This is a genomic window from Bradyrhizobium sp. 147 (genome assembly GCF_023073935.1).
GTDB lineage: Bacteria > Pseudomonadota > Alphaproteobacteria > Rhizobiales > Xanthobacteraceae > Bradyrhizobium.
Map to the genome: position 1 here is coordinate 35224 of NZ_JADPKL010000075.1, position 25626 is coordinate 60849.

30 protein-coding genes and 1 tRNA gene are annotated in these 25626 nt (G+C 63.5%); 23 read left to right on the forward strand and 8 right to left on the reverse strand.

The genetic code is table 11. From position 1 onward, the window contains the following. Positions 1–17: 17 nt before the first annotated feature. Positions 18–731, reverse strand: a complete 714-nt coding sequence (locus IVA87_RS16195) for a DNA helicase (RefSeq protein WP_247334201.1) — start codon at positions 729–731, stop codon at positions 18–20. A 169-nt stretch (positions 732–900) separates the two neighbouring features. After that, complete coding sequence (gene lipB / locus IVA87_RS16200) at positions 901–1650, reverse strand: lipoyl(octanoyl) transferase LipB (RefSeq protein WP_247334205.1); 750 nt, start codon at positions 1648–1650, stop codon at positions 901–903. A gap of 97 nt (positions 1651–1747) precedes the next feature. Here lipB and IVA87_RS16205 point away from each other — a divergent pair, with 97 nt between their 5' ends. From IVA87_RS16205 to IVA87_RS16240, 8 genes are all read left to right on the forward strand, one after another. Further along, positions 1748–1990: a FliM/FliN family flagellar motor switch protein gene (locus IVA87_RS16205; RefSeq protein WP_011088012.1), complete on the forward strand. Its 243-nt coding sequence runs from the start codon at positions 1748–1750 to the stop codon at positions 1988–1990. A gap of 176 nt (positions 1991–2166) precedes the next feature. Continuing rightward, a tRNA-Leu gene (locus tag IVA87_RS16210) sits at positions 2167–2251 on the forward strand. 269 nt (positions 2252–2520) lie between these two features. Next, entirely contained in the window at positions 2521–3168 is a 648-nt protein-coding gene (locus IVA87_RS16215) for a response regulator transcription factor (protein WP_247334207.1), read from the forward strand. A 164-nt stretch (positions 3169–3332) separates the two neighbouring features. Continuing rightward, positions 3333–3617 (forward strand): circadian clock KaiB family protein, encoded by a 285-nt coding sequence (locus IVA87_RS16220; protein ID WP_247300707.1) that lies wholly within the window; start codon positions 3333–3335, stop codon positions 3615–3617. Beyond that, positions 3614–5104 carry a circadian clock protein KaiC gene (gene kaiC / locus IVA87_RS16225; protein WP_247300708.1) on the forward strand — a complete coding sequence of 497 codons (1491 nt, stop codon included), beginning with the start codon at positions 3614–3616 and terminating at the stop codon, positions 5102–5104. The genes IVA87_RS16220 and kaiC overlap by 4 nt, the downstream gene beginning before the upstream one ends. Positions 5105–5143: 39 nt before the next feature. Then, the gene (locus IVA87_RS16230; RefSeq protein WP_247334209.1) at positions 5144–7024 is read left to right on the forward strand and encodes a response regulator; all 1881 of its coding nucleotides are present in this window, start codon (positions 5144–5146) and stop codon (positions 7022–7024) included. A gap of 159 nt (positions 7025–7183) precedes the next feature. Beyond that, a complete protein-coding gene (locus tag IVA87_RS16235) occupies positions 7184–7393 on the forward strand; it encodes a hypothetical protein (RefSeq protein WP_247300710.1) in 210 nt (69 codons plus the stop codon). Between the two features lie 162 nt (positions 7394–7555). Next, positions 7556–8164 (forward strand): isochorismatase family cysteine hydrolase, encoded by a 609-nt coding sequence (locus IVA87_RS16240; protein WP_247300711.1) that lies wholly within the window; start codon positions 7556–7558, stop codon positions 8162–8164. A 308-nt stretch (positions 8165–8472) separates the two neighbouring features. On the opposite strand, the gene IVA87_RS16245 is transcribed toward IVA87_RS16240, so the two are convergent. Further along, positions 8473–8877, reverse strand: a complete 405-nt coding sequence (locus tag IVA87_RS16245) for a response regulator (protein WP_247300712.1) — start codon at positions 8875–8877, stop codon at positions 8473–8475. Between the two features lie 86 nt (positions 8878–8963). On the opposite strand from IVA87_RS16245, the gene IVA87_RS16250 reads away from it, so the two are divergent. From IVA87_RS16250 to IVA87_RS16265, 4 genes are all read left to right on the forward strand, one after another. Then, positions 8964–9971 (forward strand): chemotaxis protein CheB, encoded by a 1008-nt coding sequence (locus IVA87_RS16250; protein ID WP_247334211.1) that lies wholly within the window; start codon positions 8964–8966, stop codon positions 9969–9971. Positions 9972–9981: 10 nt separating this feature from the next. After that, positions 9982–10239, forward strand: a complete 258-nt coding sequence (locus tag IVA87_RS16255; protein WP_247334213.1) for a hypothetical protein — start codon at positions 9982–9984, stop codon at positions 10237–10239. Positions 10240–10509: 270 nt separating this feature from the next. Beyond that, a complete protein-coding gene (locus IVA87_RS16260; protein ID WP_247334215.1) occupies positions 10510–13677 on the forward strand; it encodes a CheR family methyltransferase in 3168 nt (1055 codons plus the stop codon). Beyond that, positions 13677–14423, forward strand: coding sequence for a Crp/Fnr family transcriptional regulator (locus tag IVA87_RS16265; protein WP_247300716.1), 747 nt, complete (start codon positions 13677–13679; stop codon positions 14421–14423). Before IVA87_RS16260 ends, IVA87_RS16265 begins: the two co-directional genes overlap by 1 nt. A gap of 558 nt (positions 14424–14981) precedes the next feature. Here IVA87_RS16265 and IVA87_RS16270 read toward each other — a convergent pair. Further along, positions 14982–15374, reverse strand: a complete 393-nt coding sequence (locus tag IVA87_RS16270; RefSeq protein ID WP_247334217.1) for a hypothetical protein — start codon at positions 15372–15374, stop codon at positions 14982–14984. Between the two features lie 15 nt (positions 15375–15389). Between IVA87_RS16270 and IVA87_RS16275 the strand changes: the two genes are divergently transcribed. After that, positions 15390–15590, forward strand: coding sequence for a hypothetical protein (locus IVA87_RS16275; protein ID WP_247334220.1), 201 nt, complete (start codon positions 15390–15392; stop codon positions 15588–15590). A gap of 198 nt (positions 15591–15788) precedes the next feature. Here the strand turns inward: IVA87_RS16275 and IVA87_RS16280 are convergent, their stop codons facing one another. Beyond that, complete coding sequence (locus IVA87_RS16280) at positions 15789–16073, reverse strand: hypothetical protein (protein WP_247300720.1); 285 nt, start codon at positions 16071–16073, stop codon at positions 15789–15791. A 269-nt stretch (positions 16074–16342) separates the two neighbouring features. Here IVA87_RS16280 and IVA87_RS16285 point away from each other — a divergent pair, with 269 nt between their 5' ends. The 6 genes from IVA87_RS16285 (at position 16343) to IVA87_RS16310 (ending at position 19425) form a co-directional block, all read left to right on the forward strand. After that, entirely contained in the window at positions 16343–16549 is a 207-nt protein-coding gene (locus IVA87_RS16285) for a hypothetical protein (protein ID WP_247334222.1), read from the forward strand. Then, the gene (locus IVA87_RS16290) at positions 16546–16752 is read left to right on the forward strand and encodes a hypothetical protein (RefSeq protein ID WP_247300721.1); all 207 of its coding nucleotides are present in this window, start codon (positions 16546–16548) and stop codon (positions 16750–16752) included. The genes IVA87_RS16285 and IVA87_RS16290 overlap by 4 nt, the downstream gene beginning before the upstream one ends. 65 nt (positions 16753–16817) lie before the next feature. Further along, positions 16818–17894, forward strand: coding sequence for a flavodoxin family protein (locus tag IVA87_RS16295; RefSeq protein WP_247300722.1), 1077 nt, complete (start codon positions 16818–16820; stop codon positions 17892–17894). Further along, the gene (locus tag IVA87_RS16300) at positions 17891–18790 is read left to right on the forward strand and encodes an NAD(P)/FAD-dependent oxidoreductase (RefSeq protein ID WP_247334225.1); all 900 of its coding nucleotides are present in this window, start codon (positions 17891–17893) and stop codon (positions 18788–18790) included. Before IVA87_RS16295 ends, IVA87_RS16300 begins: the two co-directional genes overlap by 4 nt. A gap of 103 nt (positions 18791–18893) precedes the next feature. Further along, a complete protein-coding gene (locus tag IVA87_RS16305; protein WP_247300724.1) occupies positions 18894–19223 on the forward strand; it encodes a four-helix bundle copper-binding protein in 330 nt (109 codons plus the stop codon). Positions 19224–19236: 13 nt separating this feature from the next. Then, positions 19237–19425 carry a hypothetical protein gene (locus IVA87_RS16310; protein WP_247300725.1) on the forward strand — a complete coding sequence of 63 codons (189 nt, stop codon included), beginning with the start codon at positions 19237–19239 and terminating at the stop codon, positions 19423–19425. A 20-nt stretch (positions 19426–19445) separates the two neighbouring features. Here IVA87_RS16310 and IVA87_RS16315 read toward each other — a convergent pair whose 3' ends face one another. Beyond that, positions 19446–19703 carry a hypothetical protein gene (locus IVA87_RS16315; RefSeq protein WP_164940018.1) on the reverse strand — a complete coding sequence of 86 codons (258 nt, stop codon included), beginning with the start codon at positions 19701–19703 and terminating at the stop codon, positions 19446–19448. A 284-nt stretch (positions 19704–19987) separates the two neighbouring features. On the opposite strand from IVA87_RS16315, the gene IVA87_RS16320 reads away from it, so the two are divergent. Beyond that, the gene (locus IVA87_RS16320) at positions 19988–20362 is read left to right on the forward strand and encodes a hypothetical protein (RefSeq protein ID WP_247275741.1); all 375 of its coding nucleotides are present in this window, start codon (positions 19988–19990) and stop codon (positions 20360–20362) included. Between the two features lie 4 nt (positions 20363–20366). On the opposite strand, the gene IVA87_RS16325 is transcribed toward IVA87_RS16320, so the two are convergent. Continuing rightward, positions 20367–21635, reverse strand: a complete 1269-nt coding sequence (locus IVA87_RS16325; protein WP_247300726.1) for a polysaccharide deacetylase family protein — start codon at positions 21633–21635, stop codon at positions 20367–20369. Positions 21636–21792: 157 nt separating this feature from the next. Next, the gene (locus IVA87_RS16330; RefSeq protein ID WP_247300798.1) at positions 21793–22566 is read right to left on the reverse strand and encodes a polysaccharide deacetylase family protein; all 774 of its coding nucleotides are present in this window, start codon (positions 22564–22566) and stop codon (positions 21793–21795) included. Positions 22567–22682: 116 nt separating this feature from the next. Between IVA87_RS16330 and mgtE the strand changes: the two genes are divergently transcribed. The 3 genes from mgtE (at position 22683) to IVA87_RS16345 (ending at position 25606) form a co-directional block, all read left to right on the forward strand. After that, positions 22683–24104, forward strand: a complete 1422-nt coding sequence (mgtE, locus tag IVA87_RS16335) for a magnesium transporter (RefSeq protein ID WP_247300727.1) — start codon at positions 22683–22685, stop codon at positions 24102–24104. 224 nt (positions 24105–24328) lie between these two features. After that, positions 24329–24631, forward strand: coding sequence for a helix-turn-helix domain-containing protein (locus IVA87_RS16340; RefSeq protein WP_247300728.1), 303 nt, complete (start codon positions 24329–24331; stop codon positions 24629–24631). A 156-nt stretch (positions 24632–24787) separates the two neighbouring features. Next, a complete protein-coding gene (locus IVA87_RS16345; protein ID WP_247334227.1) occupies positions 24788–25606 on the forward strand; it encodes an aldo/keto reductase in 819 nt (272 codons plus the stop codon). Positions 25607–25626 lie beyond the last annotated feature (20 nt).

Below are 25626 nucleotides of genomic sequence, written 5' to 3' on the forward strand. Positions count from 1 at the left end.
TCGGACATGGAGGATGATCAGTTCGCGAGCCGGAGCTGAACTTCGGAATTGTTCAGAAAGCACAACTTGTCGAACAGATTCAGGTCCAGCGGATTCGGCAGCCTGACATCGCCAAGATCGGGGCATGGCTTGGCTGAGGGGCCATAGGATCGATTGATCTGCGAAATGAAGATGACGGCCAATCCCCTGTCGCGTGCGAACGATTTCAGTGCGCGCACCTGAACGGAGAGGTCCGGGTTGTCCCGCCTCTGATCGAGCAATTGCAGATAGTCTATCACCACGACCGTGCCGCAGGGAGCTGCGGCCATTTGCTTGACGACGTGGTCGGCGCTGATGGCGTCGGAGCAATCGATCTCGAACAGCCTGTCGAACTGTGCGGGGTCCACGCCGATCGCGCGGAGGCGGTCCAGAACCTCTTGCTCGGTATATTCGAGCGAGAAGAACGCAGCGCGATGGCCGGACCGCATTGCCTCCACCGCAAGCTCGAGGCTCATCAGGGTTTTGCCGTGACCAGGACGGGCGCCGACCAGCACCAGGTCGCCCGGCCGTAGTTGCGCAAATAGCCTGTTGGCTGGCGTCACCGCCGCCGCCTTCGCAGCGAGCATGCTCCAGGCCGAAAACCCCTCCGTCGCAGCGATGCGGTCAAGCGCCTCGTGAAGCGGAATGCCTCGCTCGCGGGACATGCGTTTCGCCTTGCGCTTCAGATGATAGACCGGCGCAGATAGTTTCATCGCGAGACCTCCCATTGCGAGCATGATCGCAACCCCTCCTTATGCCTAGCGCTCGAACAGTCGGTCGATGATCAATTCGCCCAGTATGAAGTCTACTTTCCCGGCGGAGGGGGGAGGCGTGGGCGACACCAAAACCAGCATAGCTGATTCCGCGAAGACCACGGAAGCGTCAGACCGCCGCTTCCGGCACCAGCGCGCGGGTCGGCCCGAACAATTGCTCGAACGCCTGGCGCAGCGCGATGTCGACGTCGGCCATCGTCACGAGCTGGCCGAGATCGACCAGCGAGGTGACGCCATAGCGGGGATCGGCGACGCCGCAGGGGACGATGCCGGCGAAATGCGACAGCTCCGGCTCGACGTTGATCGCAATGCCATGGAATGACACCCAGCGTTTCAGCCGGACGCCGATCGCCGCGATCTTGTCCTCCTGCTCCGGCCCCTTGTCTGGTCGCCTCACCCAGACCCCGACCCGGTCCTCGCGCCGCTCGCCGCGCACGTTGAAGGCGGCCAGCGTGCGCAGAATCAACTCCTCCAGGCTCGCGACATAGGCCCGGACGTCGGGCCGGCGGCGCTTGAGGTCGAGCATGACATAGGCCACCCGCTGGCCGGGGCCGTGGTAGGTGAGCTGGCCGCCGCGTCCGGTCGCAAAAGTCGGGAATCGTGGATCGAGCAGGTCGGATTCTCTGCCTGAAGTGCCGGAGGTGTAGAGCGGGGGATGTTCGAGCAGCCAGACCAACTCGGCAGCCTCGCCCGCGGCGATCGCCGCGACTCGGGCCTCCATGGCGGCTACCGCGTCCGGATAGGGCACCGGAGCGTCCGAGATAAGCCACGTGACGGGCTCGCCGCCGGCGGCGGAAAACGACGTCAAATCGAGCTCGTGACGCGGGCTTTGGCCGGGGTTTTCGGGCGAATTAACCATTGGCTAACCATAACGTGGTGATCATGACGGGAGCAAATGCCAAGTCTTTTGGTTCAAAGTCCTTGGTTCACAGTCCCAAGTTGCGGCGGTCCTGACAGTGCCCACTCTCGATAAAGTCACCGTGGATCTCATGGTCGTCCTCGGGACGACCACCATGCCGATCCATCAGGTATTACGTCTTTCCCGCGGCGCCATCATCGAACTGGACGCAACCGAGGCCGACGAGGTCAAGGTTTTGGCCAATAATTTGCCGGTCGCCTCCGGCGTCGTGCTGGTCGATCGCAACCGGATCGCGGTCGAGGTCAAGCAGATGCTGCCGCGCACGCCGGGGACGCGGTAGCGCCCCGGGGGACGCGGTAAAGGCCTGGGCACGGGCTGAAGCCAGATCCCAGGGGGGCATGAACTTTCCTGCCTTGTGGAATTCGGGGCCTTTGCAGGCTTGTATCCCCCTGATGGATTTGTTAGATCGGCGGCCGCTGATCCGGCCAGCCTAAGACCTCAGGCCGGCATCTCCTAGCGCTCGTGGCGGAACTGGTAGACGCGCTGCCTTGAGGTGGCAGTGGGTAACACCGTGGGGGTTCGAGTCCCTCCGAGCGCACCACACTCGCATATTCGGAGCGTCCGGAGCGATCGCTTCGCCTGCGGATGGCTGCTCGAATATTCCATCCCCTTTGTCCGGCCCCACTGAATTTAGGCCGGATGCCCCCACCAAAAGCGCCATTGACGCGGGTCCGCGATCGAACCCGCTCGCATCAAGTCGCCTTAGCGCAGAATTACCAGTCATTTGGTACGAAGGAACTAGTTCCGGGGGCGGGCGTTATCCAGGCAAATCCAGGCAAATCGAATTCCGCAACCCAGAGGAGCCAGGCCATGGGCCGAATGGCGAGCGATGATGCGCGCGAAAACGAACCTTGGACCGCGATTTTGTCTGCTCTCGAGAACGGCGCCATCGTGGTCGACAGGAATGGAAACGTCGTTTGGGTCGATGAGAAGACCCGGAGTCGGCTGGATGGAAGCCTCAAAAACCTTGAGCTGCCCCTTCGTAGGCCGGCAGGTCAAAGCATCGATTGCTTCGTTTCGATTCGAACCCTGATGCTGTCGGATGCGCCGACCGCCATCTGCATCATTCAGGAAACGGAAGAGGCAAACCAGGACACCGTGTCGGCGATCGAGTCAGTCCTGGCAGATACAACGTCCTTTGCCCGAACCATTATCGAGAAGCTGAAAGGTGTCCGTACCGCCCAACCGAATCCTTCTGTGGCGGATATCGAACTGCTCACTGATCGCGAGCGGGAGATTCTTGGACTGATCTGTCAGGGCAAGAGCGACCTGCACATGAGCGAGCAGCTGCGCCTGTCCCAGAACACGATCCGCAACCACGTTGCATCGCTCTATCGCAAGATCGGCGTCAACAGGCGAAGCGCTGCAATCCTTTGGGCGCGCGAGCGCGGGATCACCAACGAGGCATTGGCGGAGACAAGACGGCGGCGACCGCGTGCGGATCGAGCCGAACGTTAGCCGCTACTAGTCGCCTAGTATTTCTCTCTCTCTTGCGCTCCGGGGAACCATGTTGTTCCTTCGGAGCGTAGGCTTGTTGAGCGACCGAAGACCGCCGTAGGGGCGAGCAGTGGCAGCTTTGGTTCGGCATTGGCCCGACGATCAAAAAAGTAAGGCGATGTCCGGTGGCTGCTCCGCTCGTGTTACGACTCTACATCGCGGGTAACTCGGCGAGCTCCCGCCGCGCCCAGCAGAATCTTGAGCGCCTTCGCGCCTCGGTGAGCAGCAAAGGCTGGGACATCGAGATCATCGACGTGCTCACGCGTCCTGATCTCGCCGACCGCGCCGGCATCATTGCCACGCCGACTCTTTCGTACGAGGACGGCCATCGCTCCCGTCGCATCGTCGGAGACCTCAGCGACACCAAACGCATCCTTGAATTCATGGGAATCGAAGGAGATCACGCATGACCGCCCAGGATAGCGGCCAAGACGGCGACCAGGAGACCGAGATCTCCGGCGTACTGGAGCGGGTCAGGACCGGCGTCGATGCGTTCGATGAATTGGTGATGGGTGGGCTCCCGCGCGCCCGAACGACGGTCGTCGGCGGCACGCCTGGAAGCGGCAAGACGGTGTTCGCCACCCAATTTCTCGCTCACGGCATCGAGACGTTCAACGAGAATGGCGTGCTGGTCACGTTCGAGGAGCCGCCCGCCGATATCGAGGCCAATATGAGCGGGTTCGGCTGGGAACTGGCCAAGTGGCGGAAGGCCGGTCGGCTCGCGTTCGTCGACGCGAGCCCGCCGATCACGGACGAACTGGTCATCGGCGACTTCGACCTGGAGGGTCTGCTGTCCCGAATCATGCATGCAGTCAGGAGCGTCAACGCCAAGCGCGTGGTGCTGGACTCGCTGACCCAGCTTTTCGATCATTTCATCAGCGACCCCAAGATACTCAGGCGCGAGCTGTTTCGCATCAGCACGGCCTTGAAGAAGGCAGGCCTGACCGTGCTGATGACGGCGGAGCGAAACAGCGAATATGGAGAGATCACGCGGCATCGGCTCGAGGAATTCGTCGCCGACAATGTCGTCATCCTGCGTAATCTCCTCTACCGAGAGAAGCGCCGGCGGACCATCGAGGTGCTCAAGATGCGAGGCAGCCATCACGCGGAGGGCGAGGCGCCATTCACGCTGTTGGCAGGCCGCGGGGTCGTCGCGATTCCGCTGTCGTCTCTCCGGCTCGAGCAACAGTCCAGCACCGTGCGGGTCACCAGCGGAAATTCGGCAATCGACGAGATGTGCGGCGGAGGCTTCTTCCGAGACAGCGTGACGCTCGTGAGCGGAGCCACAGGCACCGGAAAGACGCTGCTGGTCACGAATTTTCTCGCGGGCGGCGTCGAGGCCGGGGAAAGAGCGATTCTGTTCGGATACGAAGAGAGCAAGGGCCAGCTCTTCCGAAATGCCACGGGCTGGGGCGCCGATTTCGCGCGGATGGAGGCGGAAGGAAAATTGAAGATCGTTTGCCTGTACCCCGAAGCCCAGGGGCTGCCCGATCACCTGTTGACGATCCAGGCGTTGGTTGACGAATTCAAGCCCAACCGAATTGCGGTCGACAGCCTTTCGGCCCTTGAGCGAATTGCCCCCGAGACCGGCTTCCGCGAGTTCCTGATCAGTCTGACATCCTTCATCAAGAAGCGGGAGATCGCCGGTTTGTGCACGGCGACCAGCAAGTCTCTGGTGGGCGGCGAAAGCGCAAGCGAGCAGCACATTTCCACCATGACCGATTCCATCATTCTGCTGCGATACATCCAGGAGCAGGAGATCATGCATCGCGGGCTGATGGTATTGAAGATGCGCGGCAGCGAGCATGCCAAGGAAATCCGGCGTTTCACGATAGACGGCGCCGGCATGCATTTGGGTGAGCCGTTCAGTCGTGCTCCGAACGTTTTCAGGGAATGAGCTCGCCGACGCATTCCACATGGCCGCTTCAGGTGAATCATGAGCATTGCGGGTCCGTCCACAAAGCCGGCGATCGATCAGTCCGAGGTCCGGTTTCTGATCGAGAAGAATGCCGACGGCATCATTGTCGTCGACGAATCTGGCGTCGTGCTGTTTGCCAACCCGGCCTCGGAAACGATCTTCGGCCGCCCGATCGGATCGTTGATCGGATCACCCATCGGCATTCCCTTTGTCGTGGACGATATGACCGAGATCTCGGTTCATCAGCCGGGCGCTCGCGTCATCGATGCGGAAATCCGCACGGTCGAGACGACTTGGGATGGCCGGCCTGCGCGCCTTGCGAGCATTCGCGACATTTCGAGCCGCAGGGCCACCGAGGAGCGTCTGCGCCATGCCGCCAAGATGGAGGCAGTGGGTCGGCTGACCGCCGGCATCGCACATGACTTCAACAATCTGCTAACGGTCGTGCTCGGAAATCTGGAAAGCGCCATGCGCGTGACGGCAGCAACCGACAGCCGGATTGCCAATGCGCTCGAAAATGCCGCGCGGGGTGCCCGGCAGGCTGCGCAGCTGACGGCGAAGCTGCTGAGTTTTGCCCGCCAGAAGCCGCTGGAGGCCCGGATCGTCGATCTCAAGGAGCTGATCTCGAGCTTGTCCGATCTGCTGCAACGGACGCTCGGAGAGACGATCGTCGTCAGAACGACGGTCGCAGAGGATCTTTGGCCGGTCGAGGTGGATCCGACGGAGCTGGAATCGGCGATCCTGAACTTGGCCGTGAACGCGCGAGACGCGATGCCGGAGGGCGGAAGTATCGCAATTGAAGTGGCGAATATCGATCGAAAGCTCGCCGATGAAACCCGCGAGGATGAAGGACGGCCAGGCCCTCACGTCCTCATCGCCGTGACCGATTCAGGCTGTGGAATGACTCCTGACGTGCTCAGTCGCGTGTTCGAGCCTTTCTTCACGACAAAGCCGGATGGAAGAGGAACGGGGCTGGGCCTCAGTCAGGTCTACGGCTTTGTGAGGCAGAGTGGGGGCCACATCACGCTGTCGAGCAAGCCAAATGGTGGAACAAGGATCGAGATCCTGCTTCCGAAGGCGGCGGCGCAATCGGACGCTCTGCCGCCGCCGCAAGCCTCAAAGCAAGACAGTCCGTTTGTCCTCCACTCCCGAGAGGGCGAAACCATCCTTGTCGTTGAAGACAACGAGGATGTGCGGGCTTTCACGAGCAACAGCCTCCGCGAGTTCGGATATGTGGTGATCGAAGCGAGCGACGCGCATTCGGCGCTGAAGATACTCGAGCGCGGCGCAAGGCTCGACCTTCTGTTCACGGATCTTGGCCTTCCCGGCCAGCTCACCGGCAAGGACCTCGCCGAGTGTGCTCGTGCGCATCGCCCCGGGTTGAAGGTTCTCATCACCACCGGCTACGCCGGTGACGTCCTCATTCGCGAAGGCCGCCTCGAGGCCGGCACCAGACTGCTCAGCAAGCCGTTCTCCTCAGCGGAGCTTGGTGGCAGGGTGCGCGACCTCTTGAACCAGGGAAACGCCCCCACGCGGCGCGTCCTCGTCGTCGAAGACGAATTCCTCCTGAGCCTGCTGCTCACGGACATGCTCTCGGAGAGGGGCTTCGTCACCGAGGCCGCGACAAGCTTCGAGGAGGCAGTCCTGAAAGCGAGAAGCACGCACCACGAGCTGGCGGCCGCCGTGGTGGATCTCGGGCTTCCCGACCGACCCGGAGATGGACTGGTTGAGGAGCTTCGGGCCCTGCGGTCAGACCTGCCCATCGTCCTGACAACGGGCTACGCCGATGATGAGATGCGGCAACGCTTCGCGCCTGCCGCGCGACTCGAAATTCTCACCAAGCCCTTCGATGTGGATCAGCTGATCGCCGCGCTTGAGGGAATGGGGGTTCACTTGTAGATGCAGAATGTGCAGCGACTCCGTGAGCAAATCCCTGTATTTCATGCCGGCTTATCGGATTTCGTAATTGGAACCAGGCTTCCCTCGGGCCGTTAACGGGCCGACTTGCCGGACGCTCCTGCACTTCGGCCGGCAATATTCGCAACGAGGAGAGTGGCGATGGCAAGTGCGGCAGATCGTGATCCCCGACACCATACGCAGAAGATGCAGAAGGCTCTCCACGATATCCGGAGCCATCTGCGCGAGGACATCGAGAAAGTCGACGAACCGCAGTTGAAGGCGATGTTCGAAACGTCCGCCGAGGTTTTGGGCGGCCTCGAGAAGGCTTTCAAGGACTACCAACAAAAGAACGAGAAGGCATGGCGTTGATCGGGACCGCGAGCGCAGCGCCCCGGCCGCGCTTCGTCAGCACCCGCTTGGACGGCGGCATGGTTGCGGAACCAAAGCCTTTGCGTTCGTATTGCCCTCGCTGAACTCGCCGCCGGGATGCCAGCTGACGGCGTGCGGCCGAGCGCCTGACGGTGGAGAACGATGAGGGATAGTAGCTCGGAGATTGCCGAGATCAGGGAAGCCGTTCACCTCTGCATCGACATGCAGAACATCTTTGCGCCGAGCGGGCTCTGGGCGACGCCCTGGATGGAGCGGGTGCTGCCGAGGATCGCCTCAATCGTTTCCCGCCATCCGGCCAGAACGATCTTCACGCGCTTCATCACGCCGCAGGATCCGGAAGACCGTCCCGGCCAATGGCAGAGCTATTTCCATCGCTGGCGCCAGGCGACCCGCAGGTATCTTCCGCCATCCGGTCTCGAACTGGTGCCGGCCCTCAGCGAGTTCGTTCCTCCGGCGGTCGTCATCGATAAGCCGGCCTATTCCGCGTTCAGCAATCCCGGACTCGCGAGGCTGCTGATCGAAAAGAATGTCGGTGCGGTCGTGGTCACCGGCGCAGAGACCGATGTCTGCGTGCTGTCGACGGTCTTGAGCGCCGTCGACCTCGGCTTCAGGGTCGTCATCGTCGAGGACGCGCTGTGCAGTTCGTCCGATGTCGGGCATGATGCGCTCATGACGATGTACCGCACCCGTTTTCATGGCCAGGTCGACCTCGTGACCGCGGAGGAACTGGAGGAGTTCTGGCGGGAGTAGATGCGTCGGGCCGATGAAGCGCGGCGCCCGATTCACATAGCCTAATGCGCGGCGCCCCGAAGGTGGTCACATTGTGCGGGCTGGAAAAGGGGGCTGCGATGGCGATGGACCGCATCGAACAGGCTTTTATCGCCACCGCAATCACGGGGCTTCTCGTGATGATGGCGGCAATCGTTTGGATGATGATGGAGTGACTGCGGGAGGCTTCCTGTCTTGCGCGTCGCGCTGCCCTATGTCGCGGTTCTGCTTTGCCTAGCGGTAACCGTCTGGCTCGCTTTCGCACGCCTGTTCTGATCGCCCGCCCGTCATCAACTGCGCGGATCGGTGATGAGTGCGGCCAGCTTCCGCGCCATCGCGGCGAGATCGATTGGCTTTTCCAGAAGCGGCACGTCCTCGAATTCCGGACCGATGGTGATCTTGTCATACCCTGTGGTGAACACGAACGGGATGTTGCGCGCCTTCAGTTCGCGCGCGATCGGAAAAATCATCTGGCTGCGGATGTTCACGTCCAGCACCGCGCCATGCAGGATGCTGCCGTCGTGCAGGATTTTGACGGCATCCTCGAAATGACCGGCCGGACCCGCAATCTCCGCGCCCAGCGCGCGAAACATCTTGCCGATATCGTCAGCAAGAAAATACTCGTCCTCAACAATGAAGATGCGACGCCCGGTGAGAGGCCCGCGCTGATGCGACGGGTTGGGCGATGTTGCCATGGTGCCTCCAGCCTCCGCTTCCAGCCCCTTGGAACATACAGGGGGGACCCGCCTTGGTAAAAACGAAGCAAGCCGAGGCGAGTTCCATGGCTAACCGCGACATCATCGTCATCGGGGGCTCGGCGGGAGCGACCCAGCCCCTGAAGCAGATCCTCGGCCGCTTGCCGCCCGATCTGCCGGCAGCCGTCTTCATCGTCCTGCACATCCCGGCGCAAGGGATCGGAATTCTCTCGACCGTCGCCAGCAGCGTGGCCGACATGCCAGTCCGGCAGGCGGAAAACGGCATGAAGATCGAGCCCGGCCGGATCTATCTGGCTGCACCTGACCGCCATCTGCTGCTGGCGGAAGATCACGTGTTCCTCGGGTGCGGCCCGCGGGAGAACATGGTCCGGCCGGCGATCGATGCCTTGTTCCGCTCCGCAGCCCTCTATCACGGGCCGCGCGTGATCGGAGTGCTCTTGAGCGGCCTGTTGTCGGACGGGGCAGCTGGCCTCAATGCCATCAAGCGCTGCGGCGGGATGACCGTGGTCCAGGACCCCTCGGATGCCATTGCCGACGAGATGCCGCTACGCGCGATGGAGGCGACCACTGTCGATCTCTGTGTTCCGAGCGCGGGTATGGGCGACGTTCTCTCTGAACTCGTAAGAGAGCAGGCCGGAGCCATTCTGCCGATCCCGCCCGAGATCAGGCTTGAGGTGGAGATCGCAGCCGGCGACCGGATCGGCAGTGACAATCTCGTCTCGATGGCCGATCCTGTCGCGTTGACCTGTCCGGCCTGCGGCGGCGTGCTGTCCGAGGTCAAGGAATCGCGCCCGATGCGTTTCCGCTGTCAGGTCGGCCATGCTTTCGGTGCCGATATCCTTGCCAAGGAGCAGGAAGGGCGGGTCGACGAAGCCCTGCGGGTTGCCTTGCGCATCATCGAGGAACGCGCGGAACTGGTGCAGCGCATGGCCGCGGACGGGCGTCGGAGCGGCCGGTCCGCCGTTGCCGAGATGTATGAGGCGAGGGCGGCCGAATATCGCGAATATGCCGACATGATCCGCCGCGTGGTGCTAAGGTCGCTGGATCCTCCGTTGCGCAAGCGGGAAGGTTGAGGGCGCCGTCATGGTCATCTCCGTTATCGAACGGTCCGAGCAGCTCGATTCCGAGCGCCGCCATCTAACCAGGGCCAATCAGGACATCGAAGAGGGCTCGAAACGTATCCGTGACCAGGAGGATCGGGTTCGAGAGCTCATGGCTGGTGGCCATGACACGGGTGAGGCCGAGCGGCTCGTCGCCCTTCTCAAACGGACGCTGATCGAGTGGGAGCGCCACCGCGTCCTGATCGAGCAGCGTGTCGCTTATCTCCAGCACGGAGATTGATCCTGCGCTGCGAGATAAGGCTGACGATGTACGCTCAATTCCACACGATCGCGGCCCGGACCGTCGCGCTGCCGGTGCGAGTTGCGGCGCAGCCTCTGTTTTTCGGCGGGTTCAAAATGGGGACAAGGTCGGCATCCGGGCCGACCCGCCGTCGGTGCCAGTATTGGTTCTAACCATTTCTGCCCTTCATCTATTGGGATAACATCCATTTCTGCTATGTGCTTGGCGGGGAGCGGTTCGCCCCGCCAGCCAATGAAAGCTAGCAAGAACATGCACGAAGTCGGCGACCAGCCGGTCGAAAGAGAGCGCCAGATCAAGTCCCCGCTGATCGTCGGTGTGGGTGCCTCGCCGACCGCCCTGGACAGTATCGAGCGCTTCTTTGCCAAGCTCACCGTTGAGCCTGATCAGGCTGTCGTGCTGGCGCTTCAGCATCATGAGGCGTTGGACGAGCCGCGACTGCGCGAAATCCTGCAAAATGCGAGCGCTGCCGTGGTCTCCGGCATTGGCGACGGCCAAACCATCGAGGGCGGCACGATCTATCTTTGTCCACCGGCGATGATCACCACGATCCATGGCGGCCGTTTTGCGATGCGCGAGGCCGAGCAGGCGCCCGGTGAGCGGGCGACGATCGACAGCTTCCTGGTGTCGCTGGCGGAAGAACGCGCCGAACAATCGATCGGTGTGATATTGGCCGGCACCGGCGGCAACGGCACGCTCGGCGCAGCGACGCTGAAGGATCATGGTGGTCTTGCCATCGCCGAAAAGGTCGCGAGCGAGGAGCCGGATCATCTCGAGGACGCCAACACGCCGGCGGCCATCGCGGACTACGTGCTGCCGCCGCAAGACATTCCGGAGCACATCCGGGTTTATGCCCGCCATCTGCGACGGTTGGACGAGAAGCAGGGGTTTGATGAGGTGCTGGCCGCGGCCGCGACCTCGCTGTCGCGCATCGCCGACATTCTGCGCAACAAGACCGGAAACGATTTCCACGGTTACAAGCAGAATACCTTCTTGCGCCGTGTGCAGCGGCGCATGCAGGTGGTCCAGATCGACGAGATCGCCGCCTATGTCGATTTCCTGCGCAACGACAAGGACGAAGTCCAGCACCTCTTCAACGACCTTCTGATCGGCGTCACCGAATTTTTCCGGGACAAGCGCGAATTCGAGGTCCTGGAGACCCAAATCATCCCGAAAATATTCGAAGGCAAGGGCGCGGGCCAGCAGGTGCGCGTCTGGGTGCTGGGTTGCGCAACTGGCGAAGAAGCTTATTCCATCGGCATCCTCCTCCGCGAGCAGATGGCGCGGATGGAGTCCCCGCCGCAGGTGCAGATCTTCGCCACCGACATCGATGGCCGGGCGCTCGCAACGGCGCGCGTCGGCCGCTATCGCACCAATATCGAGGCCGATATGACCAGCGAGCGCCTGGCGCGCTGGTTCGTCCGGGAAGGCGACACTTATTGCGTGGTGAAGGAACTGCGCGAGATGTGCATCTTCTCCCAGCATAACGTCATCAAGGATGCGCCGTTCTCCAAGCTCGACCTCGTCTCCTGCCGCAACCTGCTCATCTATCTCAATGCCGAGTTGCAGAGCCGGGTGATCCCGCTGTTCCACTTCGCGCTGCTCCCCGATCGCTTCCTTTTTCTTGGCAATTCCGAGAACGTGACACGGCATCCAAAATTGTTCGCGCCGGTGGACCGCCGCGCCCGCATCTTCAAGAGGCTCGAGACAGGAACGCGGCTGCCGCCGGAGTTTCCGATCACGACCGCGGCGGGAAGGGTCCCCGTCGAGCTGCCGCCGGTGCGTTCGTTCGGCCCCGACGTCGGCCTCGAGCGCCGCGCACAGCGCATCGCGGAGCGCTATGCGCCCGCTTACGTTATCACCGACGACAATTTTCAGGTCCTGCACTTCTCTGGGCGCACCGGCCGCTACATCGAGCCGACGGCGGGCGCCGCCACGCTCGACCTGCTCCAGCTCGTACACCGCGATCTCCGCCTGGAAGTACGCACAGCGCTGGGCCGCGCGGCAGAGACTAACGAGCCGGCCCATGCCGAGCAAGTGCAACTCGGGGTGCATGGCCATCGTATCCTCGTTGACGTCACGGTCGAGCCGATCCAGGACGGCGCCGGCGGCCATCGCAGCTTCGTCGTCCTGTTCAAGGATGGTCCACTCCGCACGATCGAGGCCGGCCAGGCCAATCCAAATGCGCTGGTCAGGACCGAGCACGTCGAGCGGCTCGAAAACGAGCTGCGTGCCACGCGGGAGCGCCTCCAGGCTACCATCGAGGAGCTCGAAAGTACGAACGAGGAGCTGAAGTCCTCCAATGAGGAGTACCAGTCGCTCAACGAAGAGCTGCAATCGGCCAACGAGGAGCTCGAAACCTCGCGTGAGGAATTGCAGTCGGTCAACGAGGAGCTGACCACCGTCAACGGCGAGCTGGCTCATCGCGTTCAGGAATTGACCCGCGCCACTAGCGACCTCAAGAATTTCCTCGAAAGCACGCAGATCGCAACCGTATTTCTCGACAATGACTTGCGGGTGATGACCTTCACGCCCGCGATTACGCAGGTTCTGCATCTGGTCGAAACCGACACGGGTCGTCCCATCAGTCATATCAAGGCGCGCGTCCCGATCGAGGAGCTCTATGACGACGTCCGCCGCGTGCTGCGCACGCTGGCCAGCGCGGAGCGCGAGCTGAGCGCGCCCGACAACGGTACGCGCTACATTGCGCGCGTCCTGCCCTACCGCAGCATCGACAATTTCATCGCCGGTGTCGTCATCACCTTCATCGACGTCACCGCCATCACCCGCGCGGAGGAGCGGCAGCGGCTGCTGCTGGCCGAGCTCCAGCACCGCGTCCGCAACACGCTGGGCGTCGTGCGCTCGATCGCTCGCCGCACGGCCGACACAAGCCAGAGCGTCGAGGATTTTGCTTCCCATCTCGATGGCCGGCTGAGCGCATTCGCCCGCACCCAGGCAATGGTGACCCGCGATCCCGAAAGCGGCGTCGATCTCGAATACCTCGCCGTCGAGGAGCTGCTGGCCTATAATGCCAGGGAAGGCGAGCAGGTGCGTTTGACCGGTCCGAAGGTGCGTTTTCAGTCGAAGGCCGCGGAAACCTTTGCGCTGGCTCTTCACGAACTCGCGACTAACGCGCTGAAATACGGCGCCCTGAGCCAGCCGACCGGGCGCATCGAGATCTCATGGCGAATCGAGGAGAGCACCGAGCCGGCGGTGCTGATGTTCCAATGGCGGGAACGGGGCGGGCCGCGGGTCGCACCGCCGCCGCGCAAAGGTTTTGGCACCGAGCTCCTGGAGCGCACACTTGCGTTTGACTTCAAGGGGCAGACTACGATGGCATTCGATCCTGCCGGCCTGCAATGCACGATCACGATCCCCCTGAGCAAACGCACTTTCCATACGCCGGCGGTGGCTGACTGATGCCGCTTTCAACATCCGACCGCAGCCTCGCTGAACCGGTCATTCGCCGATTGAACGTGCTGAGGCCGATATCGGCTGAGGCGCGACAATCACTCGAATACGCTCTGCTAGAGGCATTGCAGCGCACCGGATCGGGCGAGGACCTGATCTCCGAGGGCGATGTCGTCGATAGCGTCCGTCTCGTGCTGTCGGGCTGGCTCTGCCGCTACAAGACCCTCGAGGATGGCCGGCGCCAGATCGTCAACTTCATTTTTCCGGGCGAGAGCTGCGACGCGCACGCATTCCTGATGCCGGTCATCGACCATTCCATCGCGACGATGACGCCCGTCGTTTACGCCGAGATCAAGCGCACACGCTTCGAGAGCCTGGTGGCCAACGACCGCTCGCTCGCCGAAGCGTTCCTGTGCGAGACCCTCGTCAACGCCGCGATTCAGCGCGAATGGGCCATCAATCTCGGCCGTCGCGTCGCCCTCGAGCGCGTCGCGCATCTGTTCTGCGAGATCATCGAGCGGCTTCGCCCCGTCGGGATGGTCGACGGCAATTCTTGTGTCATGCCGATCACGCAGACGGACCTTGCGGACGCCACCGGGCTCTCGGTGGTGCATCTCAATCGTACGCTCCAGGAGCTGCGCGCCTCCGGCCTCATCGTGCTGCGCGAGCGCACGCTGACCATCAACGATCTCGGGGCGCTCAAGAACGCAGCGCTATTCTCGCCGAGCTATCTGCAGCTCTATCGGCGCGGCTGAAATTCGGACGAGGCCGGCGAGCCGCTGAGCCAGTTCCAGAGTCGTTTCTCTGCCGAGGGTCAGCTTGGTCCGTGTGGTACCGTTGGATTCGCTGCGATCTATCTCACTATGAAGTGGGAGTAATCTGGAGTATTGTCCCTGCATCACCGGCCGAGGCTCTGCCCGTAGGCGCCGGTGGCTGAGAGATCGCGTGCTCCCGCCTGCATAGATCGGGAGCATGCTATGGACGACGATCCTCTCGGCTTTGAAACGCAAGACCTGCTGGAGCGCGCTGATCGAGTAATTGAGGAGAGTGTCCGACTGCGGGCTCTGAACGCTGAGATCAGGAAGCAGCTACATCTATCCCGTGATCAATTGGAATGGCAGCTCGCCGGGGCGGTCCTCAAGAAGTAGGGCGCCGTCCGCCTCTCTGCGACTGGTGAGCGCGCGGGCTTTCGCAAACTTCCACGAACCAAGCGGCCGATCGTCCCGCTTCCGAGCGGCTCATTTCGACAGGCACGGCAACGCCGTTAAGATCTTAATCCAAGTTAGTGCCTGCATGAATTTTGAGCCGGCGGCTCATTTTGAGTAACTTGCGTAAAAGGCACTTTCACGCTGGCGTCCTATCATGGACCGATGCGGGATGCCCTCCTTTGCCGCGCAGCCGGCACGATAGACATCAGCCGCGCTCTGCGGGAGCAGCATCGACTGCTTGCGACCCAGCACCGCCAGGCCGCGGTTGAATTGCGCCTTGCAGTCATGGAGAGCGCCATGGTCCTCATCGAAGTGAAGGCTCATCGTGACAATCGCGAAGATGAGTTCACATCGAGTGCCGGTTAGGCGATCTGCTGCCAGTTTTTTGCGGAACCCGGCAACCGCTCCGCTCCTGGAGCGTTGATGGTTCGCCCACGCCGTTTGGGTGTGGCCAAGGCTTGACCCTGGGGAACGCAACGGCGCGCTCTGCCCGATCATCAGGGAGAACGCTTCATGTTAATGCGGCATCGATCGAAGCAAGCGGATCCGCTGGAGATACGCCTCGCCGCTGAAGCGCAGCGGCTGCGCGAAGAAGCCAACGCGCTGCCGCCGGGAGCGGCACGGGATGAGATGTTGCGCAAGGCGAGGCAGGCGGAGACCGGCTCTCAGATGAGCGAATGGCTTCGATCACCAGGCTTGCAGCCGCCCGACTAGAACCACGCAGAGGCATGCGCAGACTGGCGCGCAAGGCCGCGGCGCAAATGATGCGACGCGCGTCCGGGCTGCACGCGCCAGGAACGGGTTAGATGTCGGCGCGTACCGATGCGCTGGTGTCGTGGGCAGAAACCGGAAAAATGAGCACCACGTCCATCGTCCCCGTTGTGTCCGGTTGTCACCCGGCGGTGCCTTCCGTCAACGCCGCTTCGCGGCTTTGGTTCGCCTGTTGTACGGCGAGCGATTCGTTGGCCTCAGCGAAATCCCTTCACGTTGCGCCTTGCTGCGGATGGCCGCGACCGGACGCTGAAGCTTAATGCTCATGACGCCGGTCGGCGTGTTGCCTTTCGCGAGCTGCTTCAGCTTGCTCACGTCCGCAGGCGTCCACGGCTCGCGCGCGCGGCGCTTGTAGGCGGGATTCGCCTTGCGTGGTCCTTTGCGGCCGATCGGTGAGCCCGGCCGCTTCCATGCTGCTTTCGCCATGATGATCCTCCTTCAAGTCCCCCCATGAACATGCGAATCAGCATTTCGGTTCCGGCGCAATCAACTCTGCCGGCACGCAGACCTGCCGGCATCCGGCGGCGCGCAAAATCACGCAGTGTTAACTTATTGAAATGCCGGAACCGGCTGATGCGGCGGAAGCTACAAACAGTGCCGGGCTGGGCCGCCCCAGCCGGCACGAAACCTCGGCCCCGGTGCCCGACCTCCCGCCGGGGCCAATTCCTTCCAACCAAATGATTTGTGAAACGACAATGACCGCCAAACGCAATCGCAGGAAACAGACCCAATCGCTCCAGGAGAGGCTGGCTGCATTCGCCGAAAACGCCCGCGCGCGTGCGCGCAGCCTGCCGGCCGGCAGGGAGCGCGAGATGCTGCTGCAACGCGCCAAGCAGAACGAGGTGACCTCGAACCTGACGGACTGGCTGAGCGCGCCCGCCCATCCCAGGCGAGATCGATGACGGTGCCGGGCATGAAGCACTATCGCGCTTTCCAGATCGATCGCGACGGTCATGTGTTCGGATGTATCAATCTCGTCTGCGGCGATGACGAGCAGGCCAAACGCGAGGCCGCCGCGCTCGTGCTGGTCCACCGCATCGAGCTATGGCGGCTGGACCAGCGGATCGCGCAATTCGATTTGCCTGAGGAAGTCGTTCGGCAATAGGCATTCGGGAACCACCCGCTGCGCCCTGGGTTGGTCGAACGCGTCCGACTTTGCCAGGAGCCAGCATGACGGAAGCCGACATTCGCAAGGGGATGCCGCCCGTCAGGCTGTCGCGCGAAGAATTCGAGAGCCGTTACAGGAGCCGGTTCGTCGATCCTGCCTTTGCCCCCCTGCAACGCGAGCTTGATGCCATCGTCGGCGCCGCCTGGGACGCTTACAGTCATTCGCGCAAGGCGCCGCTGACGCGCAAGGCGGGAGCAGGCTTCGCCGATCCCGATTACGACATCGCCGTCGATTGGCTGGAGGCGCGTGCCGCCGTGCTTGCGGCGCAGCGCCGGCATGACGATGCCAGTGAGACGCCGCGGATCCTGATCATCAACGGCTCGGCCCGCAGCGAGCACACCTGTCCCGGCGAGATGTCCAAGACCTGGCGCCTGGTCAAGTTGGCCGAGCCGGTCTTCATCGAGATGGGATTTGCCGTCGATATCCTCGATCTCTCGCGCCTCGCTTCGGAATTTGGCAAGAATATCCATCCTTGCAAATCCTGCGTCGCAACCGCGATGCCGCTCTGCCACTGGCCATGCAGCTGCTATCCGAATTATTCGCTGGGGCAGGTGGGCGACTGGATGAACGAGATCTATCCGCTCTGGGTCGCCGCCCACGGCATCCTGATCGTGGCGCCGGTGAACTGGTATCACGTGCCCGCCGGACTGAAAGCGATGATGGATCGGATGGTCTGCGCTGACGGCGGCAATCCCGATCCGAGCTCGACCCATGGCAAGAAGGCCGCTGAAGCCAAGGCGATCGAGCTGAAGGGCTGGCCGTACCCGCGTCACCTCGCCGGCCGTCATTTCGGCATCGTCGTTCACGGCGATGCGGTCGGCGCCGAGGGCGTGCGCCGCGCCTTGTCGGACTGGCTGACCGACATGCAGCTGATCTCGGCGGGCCGTTACGCCGAGCTCGATGGTTATGTCGGCTATATGGAGCCATACGCCAATTCGCATCGCGAGCTCGACGAAGACGACGAATTCCAGCAGCAGGTGCGGAATGCGGCGCGCGCGCTTGGCAACGCCGTTCGGCTGGCGCGGAGCGGCCGGCTCCAGGACCCCGGTGCTGGTGTTCAGGACCCAAACCCCAAATGACCAGCGCGCCACTCGATTGCCTGATCGTCGGCGGCGGCCCGGCCGGACTGATGGCCGCGATCTATCTGGCGCGATTTCGCCGCAGCGTCTGCGTCGTGGACGCCGGCGCAAGCCGGGCGGCGCTGATCCCGCGCAGTCACAACGTCCCCGGCTTCGTCCACGGTCTGTCCGGCAGCGAATTGATCGCGCGCATGTCGGCGCAACTGGACGAGCTCGCCGTGACGCGGGTCGACGCCGAGGTCACCGCATTGCAGCGGCACGCGCATGGCTTTGAGGCGAGCTGGAACGGTCGCGCACATCAGGCCGGCACCGTCGTTCTCGCCTGCGGCATCGTCGACACCCATCCGCCGTTCGTGGAATGGCGCGCGGCGGTCGCGGACGGGCTGTTGCGCTATTGTCCCGTCTGCGACGCCTTCGAGGCCGCCGGCCGCCGCACCGGCGTCGTCGGCCCGCTTCACCGCGCTGCCGGCAAGGCGTTGTTCCTGCGCGGCTACTCGCGCGACGTGACGCTGCTCGCAACCGGGCCGAACGACGGCAAGGCAGCAACGTCAGAGCTGTGTGAAGCGGGTGTGAAGTTCGTGTTCGCGCCCGACCTGCACTTGCGGCGACGCGACAATGGCGTCGAAGCCGCCTTCGCGGACGGCCGGACGGCGCAATTCGACATCGTCTATCCCGCGATGGGCGCGGAGGTCCGCTCGCAGCTCGCGATGGTGCTGGGCGCCGAACATACCGCCGAAGGCTATTTGAAGGTCGACGACCATCAGCGCACGTCGATCGATGGGCTCTACGGCATCGGCGACATCGTCATCGACCTGCACCAGATCTCGGTCGCCTTCGGCCACGCCGCAATTGCCGCTTGCACGATCCATAACAGCCTGCCGCGGCTCCTGGCTTGAGGCGGCCGCGCGTGGCTGAGCCACACAATCGAGCGGAACCTGGAACGAAGCGCGTTGCCCCGCTTTGGTCGAGCGGAGTGAGGGGCGCGATGGGAGAGAACGGATGGCCCAATCCGAAGACATGACCCGCTGCATCGGGCTCTGCATGAGCTGCTATCAGACATGCCTCGGCACGGCGATGAACCACTGCCTCGAGACCGGCGGCAAGCACGTGGAGCCAAAGCACTTCCGCCTGATGATGGCTTGTGCCGAGATGTGCCGGACGGCGGCGCATTTCATGCTGATCAACACGCCGCATCACAGGCACACCTGCAGCGAATGCGCTGAAATCTGCGCCGAATGCGCCGAGGATTGCGAGCGGATCGGCGGCATGGACGAATGCGTCGCGATGTGCCGCTCCTGCGCCCAATCCTGCCGCGCGATGGCGGCCTGAAGGACGAAGCCCCATGCTGGAAGAGAAACTCAAGGAAGCCATCATCGGCGAGCTGCAAAGACAGGCCGCCGACCGGCCGCAAGCGCTTAGGGTTCAAGGCCCGGACGATGCCGAACGCTCAGAGGAGCTGAGCGTCAACGGCAAGGTCGACCTTGGCGCGCTGGTCATGGTGATCGCGGGATCGGTTGCCGGCGGCCCTTAGCTCGATCGTCGACCGCCCCCTTAGCCGTATTCCTCCCCGATGCCGTATTCCCGGTAGATCTCCAGCGGATCGAGGTCGGGGAATAGGCGGCACTTGGCTTGGGCGAGGTGCAGGCTCACCGCCGCCGGCTCCTTGCCATTCGAGAGCATCTTGCGGATGTCGTCCATATGTGCGTTCGGCCGGTGCTTGGGCTCGAGCTGCTCCAGTGCGACCAGCGCGGTCGCGAGGGCCTCGGTCAGAACCCAGTCGTCGTGGCCCGTGATTCCCTTCTTCGACATCGGCAGACCCCACATCTGGTGGCGGTCGATAGTCTATCGCGACTTCCGCCAAATCGCCATTGAACCGTTGCGGGCTACCGTCGTGCAATGGGCCGACGGCATGCTCCGGCTTGCATTATAGGCGCGTGTGGCTAAATGGCGGCGAGTTGCGAGGCGATAGTATCTTTGTTGAAACAAATTTGGCGTAGACGGGACTGCACGGCATCCAGGCCGGCTGCTCCATCTGGCCCCTGATTCCGTATGCGCGACGATCCGGTTGCGCATCCCTCAAGGCTTGAGCCAGCATGGTCTTTCTTAGCTTCGTCTACCGCTTCATCACCAATTTCGCTTTCCTGGCGGTGGTCTATTTCAGCCTGAACTTCATGGAGAAGTATCCGAACCGGGCCATCCTGGCGATCCTGGTGCTGGTCTATGCCGCCATGCGCGCGGCCTCGACGCTGCGCGCGTTCTACTTCTTCCAGAAGATCGAGAAGCTGGAAGCCGAGACGCGGCGCCTTCAGGCTCCCATCAATGATGGCTCGGGCGGAAGCTCGGCACGCAAGCAGGTCGTCGCCGACGTTGCGCGGCTGCGACGCGACGGCGAGCTCAAGTCCTATATGGACCTGTTCTTCCTGGCGCTGATCGTGCTGCTCTGCGTCGCCGCGATCATGCGGCAGTAGAACCTTAAGCGCGCTTCTTCAGGCTGGCGACGCGGGTCGGGTGCGGGGCAGCGCTCTTGGTCTGCGCGGCGGGCTTCGGCGCGGCTGGCGCTGCCTGCGCGCTGCGCCGTCCTTGCGATCTCGCTGCCTTGCCCCTGGCTGCCTTGTCCTTGGCCGCATGCGGCGTCTGGGCTGCCATGGCCAGCCGCGTCGCGCGTCGCGACAGGGTCGTCGACAGCAGCACCTCGACCGAGCCCTCGGGGATCGCAAACAGGTCGCGGCCCGGCACGGGCAGGGTGGCCTCGACATTCGCCTGCGCCATGGTCCGGCGCGGCAGCAGCGGCTGATGCTCGGTCTGCGCATTGAGATCGGCAAGGGCGGGCGCCGGCAGCATCCGGGTCTGCGCGAACACGAAATTCGGCACGCGCGGCCAGCGCGCGATCGGCGTCGTCTCGGTCGGCGAATGCAGCAGCCATTCCACCGGCGTGGTCGGCGTCGCCGGCCGATCGGCGGTCGCGGGCACCACATGGACGATGCGATAGCCGCGCGCCTTGAGGTCGCGGATGATCTTCGGCAGCGCCGCCACCGTGCGGGCCTGGATGTCGTGCAGCAGCAGGATGCCCTTGCCCTTGGCCTCGAGGCGCTGGATCGCGAGCTGATAGACGCGATCCGAGGACACATGGCGCCAATCGTCGGCCGGAAAATCGGCGCTCCAGACCTGGATGCCGCGCGAGATCAGATGGTTCTCGACGCCTTCGGCGCGCATCAGGCCGGGAATGCGGAAGAACGGCGCAAGCTTGGTCGGATCGGTCATCGCAGCCGCGGTCCATTCGATGCCGCCGTTGATCTCGGCCTCGGCCTTCTCGATCGGCATGCGATCGAACGTCAGCGGATGGTCCATGCTGTGCGTGCCGACGGTGTGGCCCGCCGCCACCAGCTTGCGCACCCCTTCCGGATTGGCTTTGGCCTGGTTGCCGATGATGAAGAAGGTCGCCTTGATGCACTCGTCGGCTAAGATCTGGAGCACCTGGTTGGAATATTTCGGCAGCGGACCGTCGTCGAAGGTCAGGACCACTTCATGGTCCTTCAGCGGCAGCGTCTCGCGATATTGCATGGTGCCGATCAGCGGATGCTCGCGCGGATCGACCACGAGGGTACGGGACGTCCCGAGCGCGTCGGGATGGCCGGGACAGTCGGCCGCGAGCGCCGCCGGCGAAGCGGTCGTCAGCAATCCCAGCAACAGGCCAAGGGCCGTCCACGATCGCGTCCGCAAACCAACGCTACTTCCGATCATGAACCTCGTCTGCCCCCATGAGATTGCCGCCTTAATAGGTCGGAGATGCCCCAAAACGGTTCAGCCGGAGCCGCGCTGAACTTTGCATGGGGTAGCATGAACAGAATATTAATTGGCCCCAAATCACCCCATTTTGCGCCGGCGTGACATTCCGGCATCAATGCGCATCGGCATTCTTCTGCGCTGGGCCTGCCGGAACGATGTGAACAACCCGATACCCGTTCTCCCTCAGATACCGCAGGAAGGCCGGCATGATCGCGGCCGTGCGCGCCTTGGGGTCGTGGAACAGGATGATGCCCTTGCCGCTCGCGGCGAGGCGCTCGGTGACGAGCTTCAATTCCTGCTCCGGCGTGATCTCGTTCCAGTCGCTGGCCCAGAGGTCAGCCCCGAACACCACGATGCCGCGCGCCTGGAGCAGGTCGAGCTGTGCGGGCGTGGACTCGAAATAGGGGAAGCGGAAGAACGGCGTCGAGGGCGTCGTGGTCGAAACCCCGTGCAGCGCCATCTCGTCGGCCGCGATGCCGCGGTCGATCTCGCTCTTGGCCTTGTCGAACGGGATCCGCGCCATGAACGGGTGCGAGAAAGTGTGGTGGCCGATGGTGTGGCCCTCGCTGGCGATGCGCTTGACCATGTCCGGATGTTCGGAGGCGTGCAGGCCGATCAGGAAAAAGGTCGCACGTACGCATTCCTGCGCCAGCGCCGCCAGCACCTTCGACGTGGTCGGTGGATGTGGGCCGTCATCGAAGGTCAGCACGACCTCGCGATCGGCGAGTGGCAGCGTCTGCGGAAAGCTCTTCAGGCCCACGCGCGGGGTGGCCTTGACGTCGACACTCAGAACGCGCGCAGTGCCGAGCGCGTCCTTGCGCGGGCACTCGGCGGCTTCAAGCGAGGTCGCGCCGACGAGGCCGGCCAGCACCGCGCCCAGCGCCATCGGCGTCCATTCCGGGCATTGCATCTTTGTCATTGCGCTCGCTGTTCGCTTGTGGGTATTGCCTGAACCGTCAGCCCAGACCATCTGATCCAACCTGTCAAACGGCGAGGCGCGCCATGGATGAACATCTGGACGTTGCCGCTCCCGCCGCGGATTCGGTACTCGACCACGTACCGATGCGCAATGAAGACGGCGAAATTCGTCACGAATTCGTCGAGGAGATCGCGCATGCGATCGAGGCCGCAGACTCGGCACAGCTGCGCGCGATCGTCGCCGAGCTGCACGAGGCCGACCTGGGCGACCTGATCGGCGCGTTGGAGCCCGACGACCGCGTCCGCCTGGTCGAGCTGACCGGGCGCGACTTCGACTTCTCCGCGCTGAACGAGGTCGACGAGGCCGTGCGCGAGGAGATCCTCGAGGAACTGCCGCCGGAGACCGTCGCTGAAGGTGTCCGCGAGCTCGAATCCGACGACGCGGTCGAGCTCCTGGAAACGCTCGATGCCGAGGAACAGGAGGAGATCCTCGAGAAGCTGCCGCTGAAGGAGCGCGTGGCGCTCGAGCGCAGCCTGCTCTATCCGGAGAATTCCGCCGGCCGCCGGATGCAGACCGAATTCATCGCGGTGCCCCAGGACTTCACCGTGGGCCAGGCGATCGACTACATGCGCGAGACGCCGGACCTGCCCGACCGCTTTTATGAGATCTACGTCGTCGACAAGGACCAGCACTGGCAGGGTGCGGTGCCGCTCGACGTGCTGCTGCGGGCGCGCCGTCCGGTGCCGCTCACCGAGCTGACCGACGAGGATCGCCGCCGCGTCTCCGTCCTGGAGGACCAGGAGGAGGTGGCGCGCATGTTCGGCAAGTACAATCTCGTCGCAGCGCCCGTGCTCGATACCCAGGACCGCTTGGTTGGCGTCATCACCGTCGACGACGTCGTCGACGTCATCGAGGAGGAGGCGGACGAGGACCTCAAGGCGCTCGGCGGCGTCACCAGCGACGAGGAGCTGTCGGACACTTTTCTCACCATTGCGCGCGGCCGCTTCAACTGGCTGCTGGTCAATCTCGCGACCGCCTTTCTGGCGTCCTCCGTGCTCGGCCTGTTCGAAGGCCAGCTCGAGAAGATGGTGGCGCTCGCCGTGCTGGCGCCAATCGTGGCGAGCCAGGGCGGCAATGCCGCGACCCAGACCATGACGGTCGCGGTGCGGGCGCTGGCGACGCGCGAGCTCGGCTCCTCCAACGCCTGGCGCGTGGTGATGCGCGAGAGCCTGGTCGGCCTCGTCAACGGTCTCGCCTTCGCCGTGATCACCGGCATCGCGGCCGTGGCCTGGTTCAAGATCCCCGGCCTCGGCATCGTCATCGGGCTGGCGATGATCTGCAACCTCATTGCCGGCGCGCTCGGCGGCATCCTGATCCCGATGGCGCTCGACCGTGTCAGGGCCGATCCTGCGGTGGCGTCCGGCACCTTCGTCACCACCGTGACCGACGTCGTCGGCTTCTTCTCCTTCCTCGGCATCGCGACGCTCTGGTTCGGGTTGAAGTAGGACGGACGTGCGGCAATCTCACTCTCGTGTCCCGGGCGCGCAGCAACGGCCTTAGCGTTGCTGCGCAGAACCGGGACCCAAAAAGCGATAGGGACGAGACCCACGAGATGGGCCCCGACTCTGCAGCGCAACGCTGAAGAAGCGCTGCGCTGCGTCCGGGGCACGAGACCGCTCTCTTAATCCGAACTTAAGCGACCTGCCGCATCATCGCCCCGCTTGGGGGAATGAGCATGCGGTTGCGGCTGAAGGCGGACGGACGGATCGTCGAATTGCGGGACGGACAGGAATTTCCGGTCCAGCCGGCGGCCAATGCCGCGTCGGGCGACGCCGGCCCGCTCGCGGTGCGCGATTTGCGCCGCCGCGCCTGCCTCACGCAGATGGAGTTCGCCGCAAAACTCGGCGTCCCAGTCGAGACCATTCGCAACTGGGAGCAGGGCAAGCGCGCCCCCCGCGGACCGGCCCGCGCGCTGCTCGCCGTGATCGCGCATGCGCCGGATACGGTGTTCCAGGCGCTCGCCAAAGTCTGACGCTAAGGACGGAACGCCAAGAGCTCGCGCGAACCCTCCGGTAGTATTGCGCTGAATATCCGGCCGAACTGTCGCGGCGTCCGTTGGCAGCGTCATGGGCCGGGTCCATAATGACGGCCGGATGATTTGGGGCTGCCGCAACAGAGAGGATTCCTCATGCTGTTCGTCGAGGCCAATGGTGCAAGGATCCCGGCGATCGGGCTCGGGACCTGGGAATTGGGCGGCCGGCCATGCGCTCGCATTGTCGAGCAGGCGCTGCGGCTCGGCTATCGCCACATCGATACCGCGCAGGCCTATGACAACGAGCGCGAGGTCGGCGACGGCTTGCGGTCCTCGGGCGTGCGCCGCGACGACATCTTCCTCACGACGAAAGTCTGGACCAACCATTTCGCGCCCCACGATCTCGAACGCTCGGTCAAGGAGAGCCTCGCCCGCCTGCGGCTTCCCTCCGTCGATCTGTTGCTGCTGCACTGGCCGAATTCGCATGTGCCGCTCGCGGAGACGCTTGGAGCGCTATCGCATGCGAAGCGCATGGGCCTGACCCGCCACATCGGCGTCTCCAACTTCACAGTGGCGCTGATCGAGCAGGCGGTGGCGTTATCGCCCGAGCCGCTTGTCTGCAATCAAGTCGAATATCACCCTTATCTGGATCAGGCGAAGGTGAGGGCGGCCTGCGACCAGCATGGTCTTGCTCTCGTCGCCTACAGTCCCATCGCCAAGGGCCGCATCAAGTCCGACCAGACGCTCGCGGAGATCGGCCGCGCCCATCGCAAGAGCCCGGCGCAGGTGTGCCTGCGCTGGCTGATGCAGCAGAATGTCGCCGCGATCCCGCGCACCTCGCGCGTCGAGCGTCTGTCGGAAAACATCGAGATCTTCGATTTCGAGCTGTCGGACGACGAGATGGGCCGGATCGCCGCGCTCGCCAATCCCAGGGGACGCCTGACCGACTTCGGCTTCGCGCCGAAATGGGATTGAGGGGGGCTTCCATTATGCTA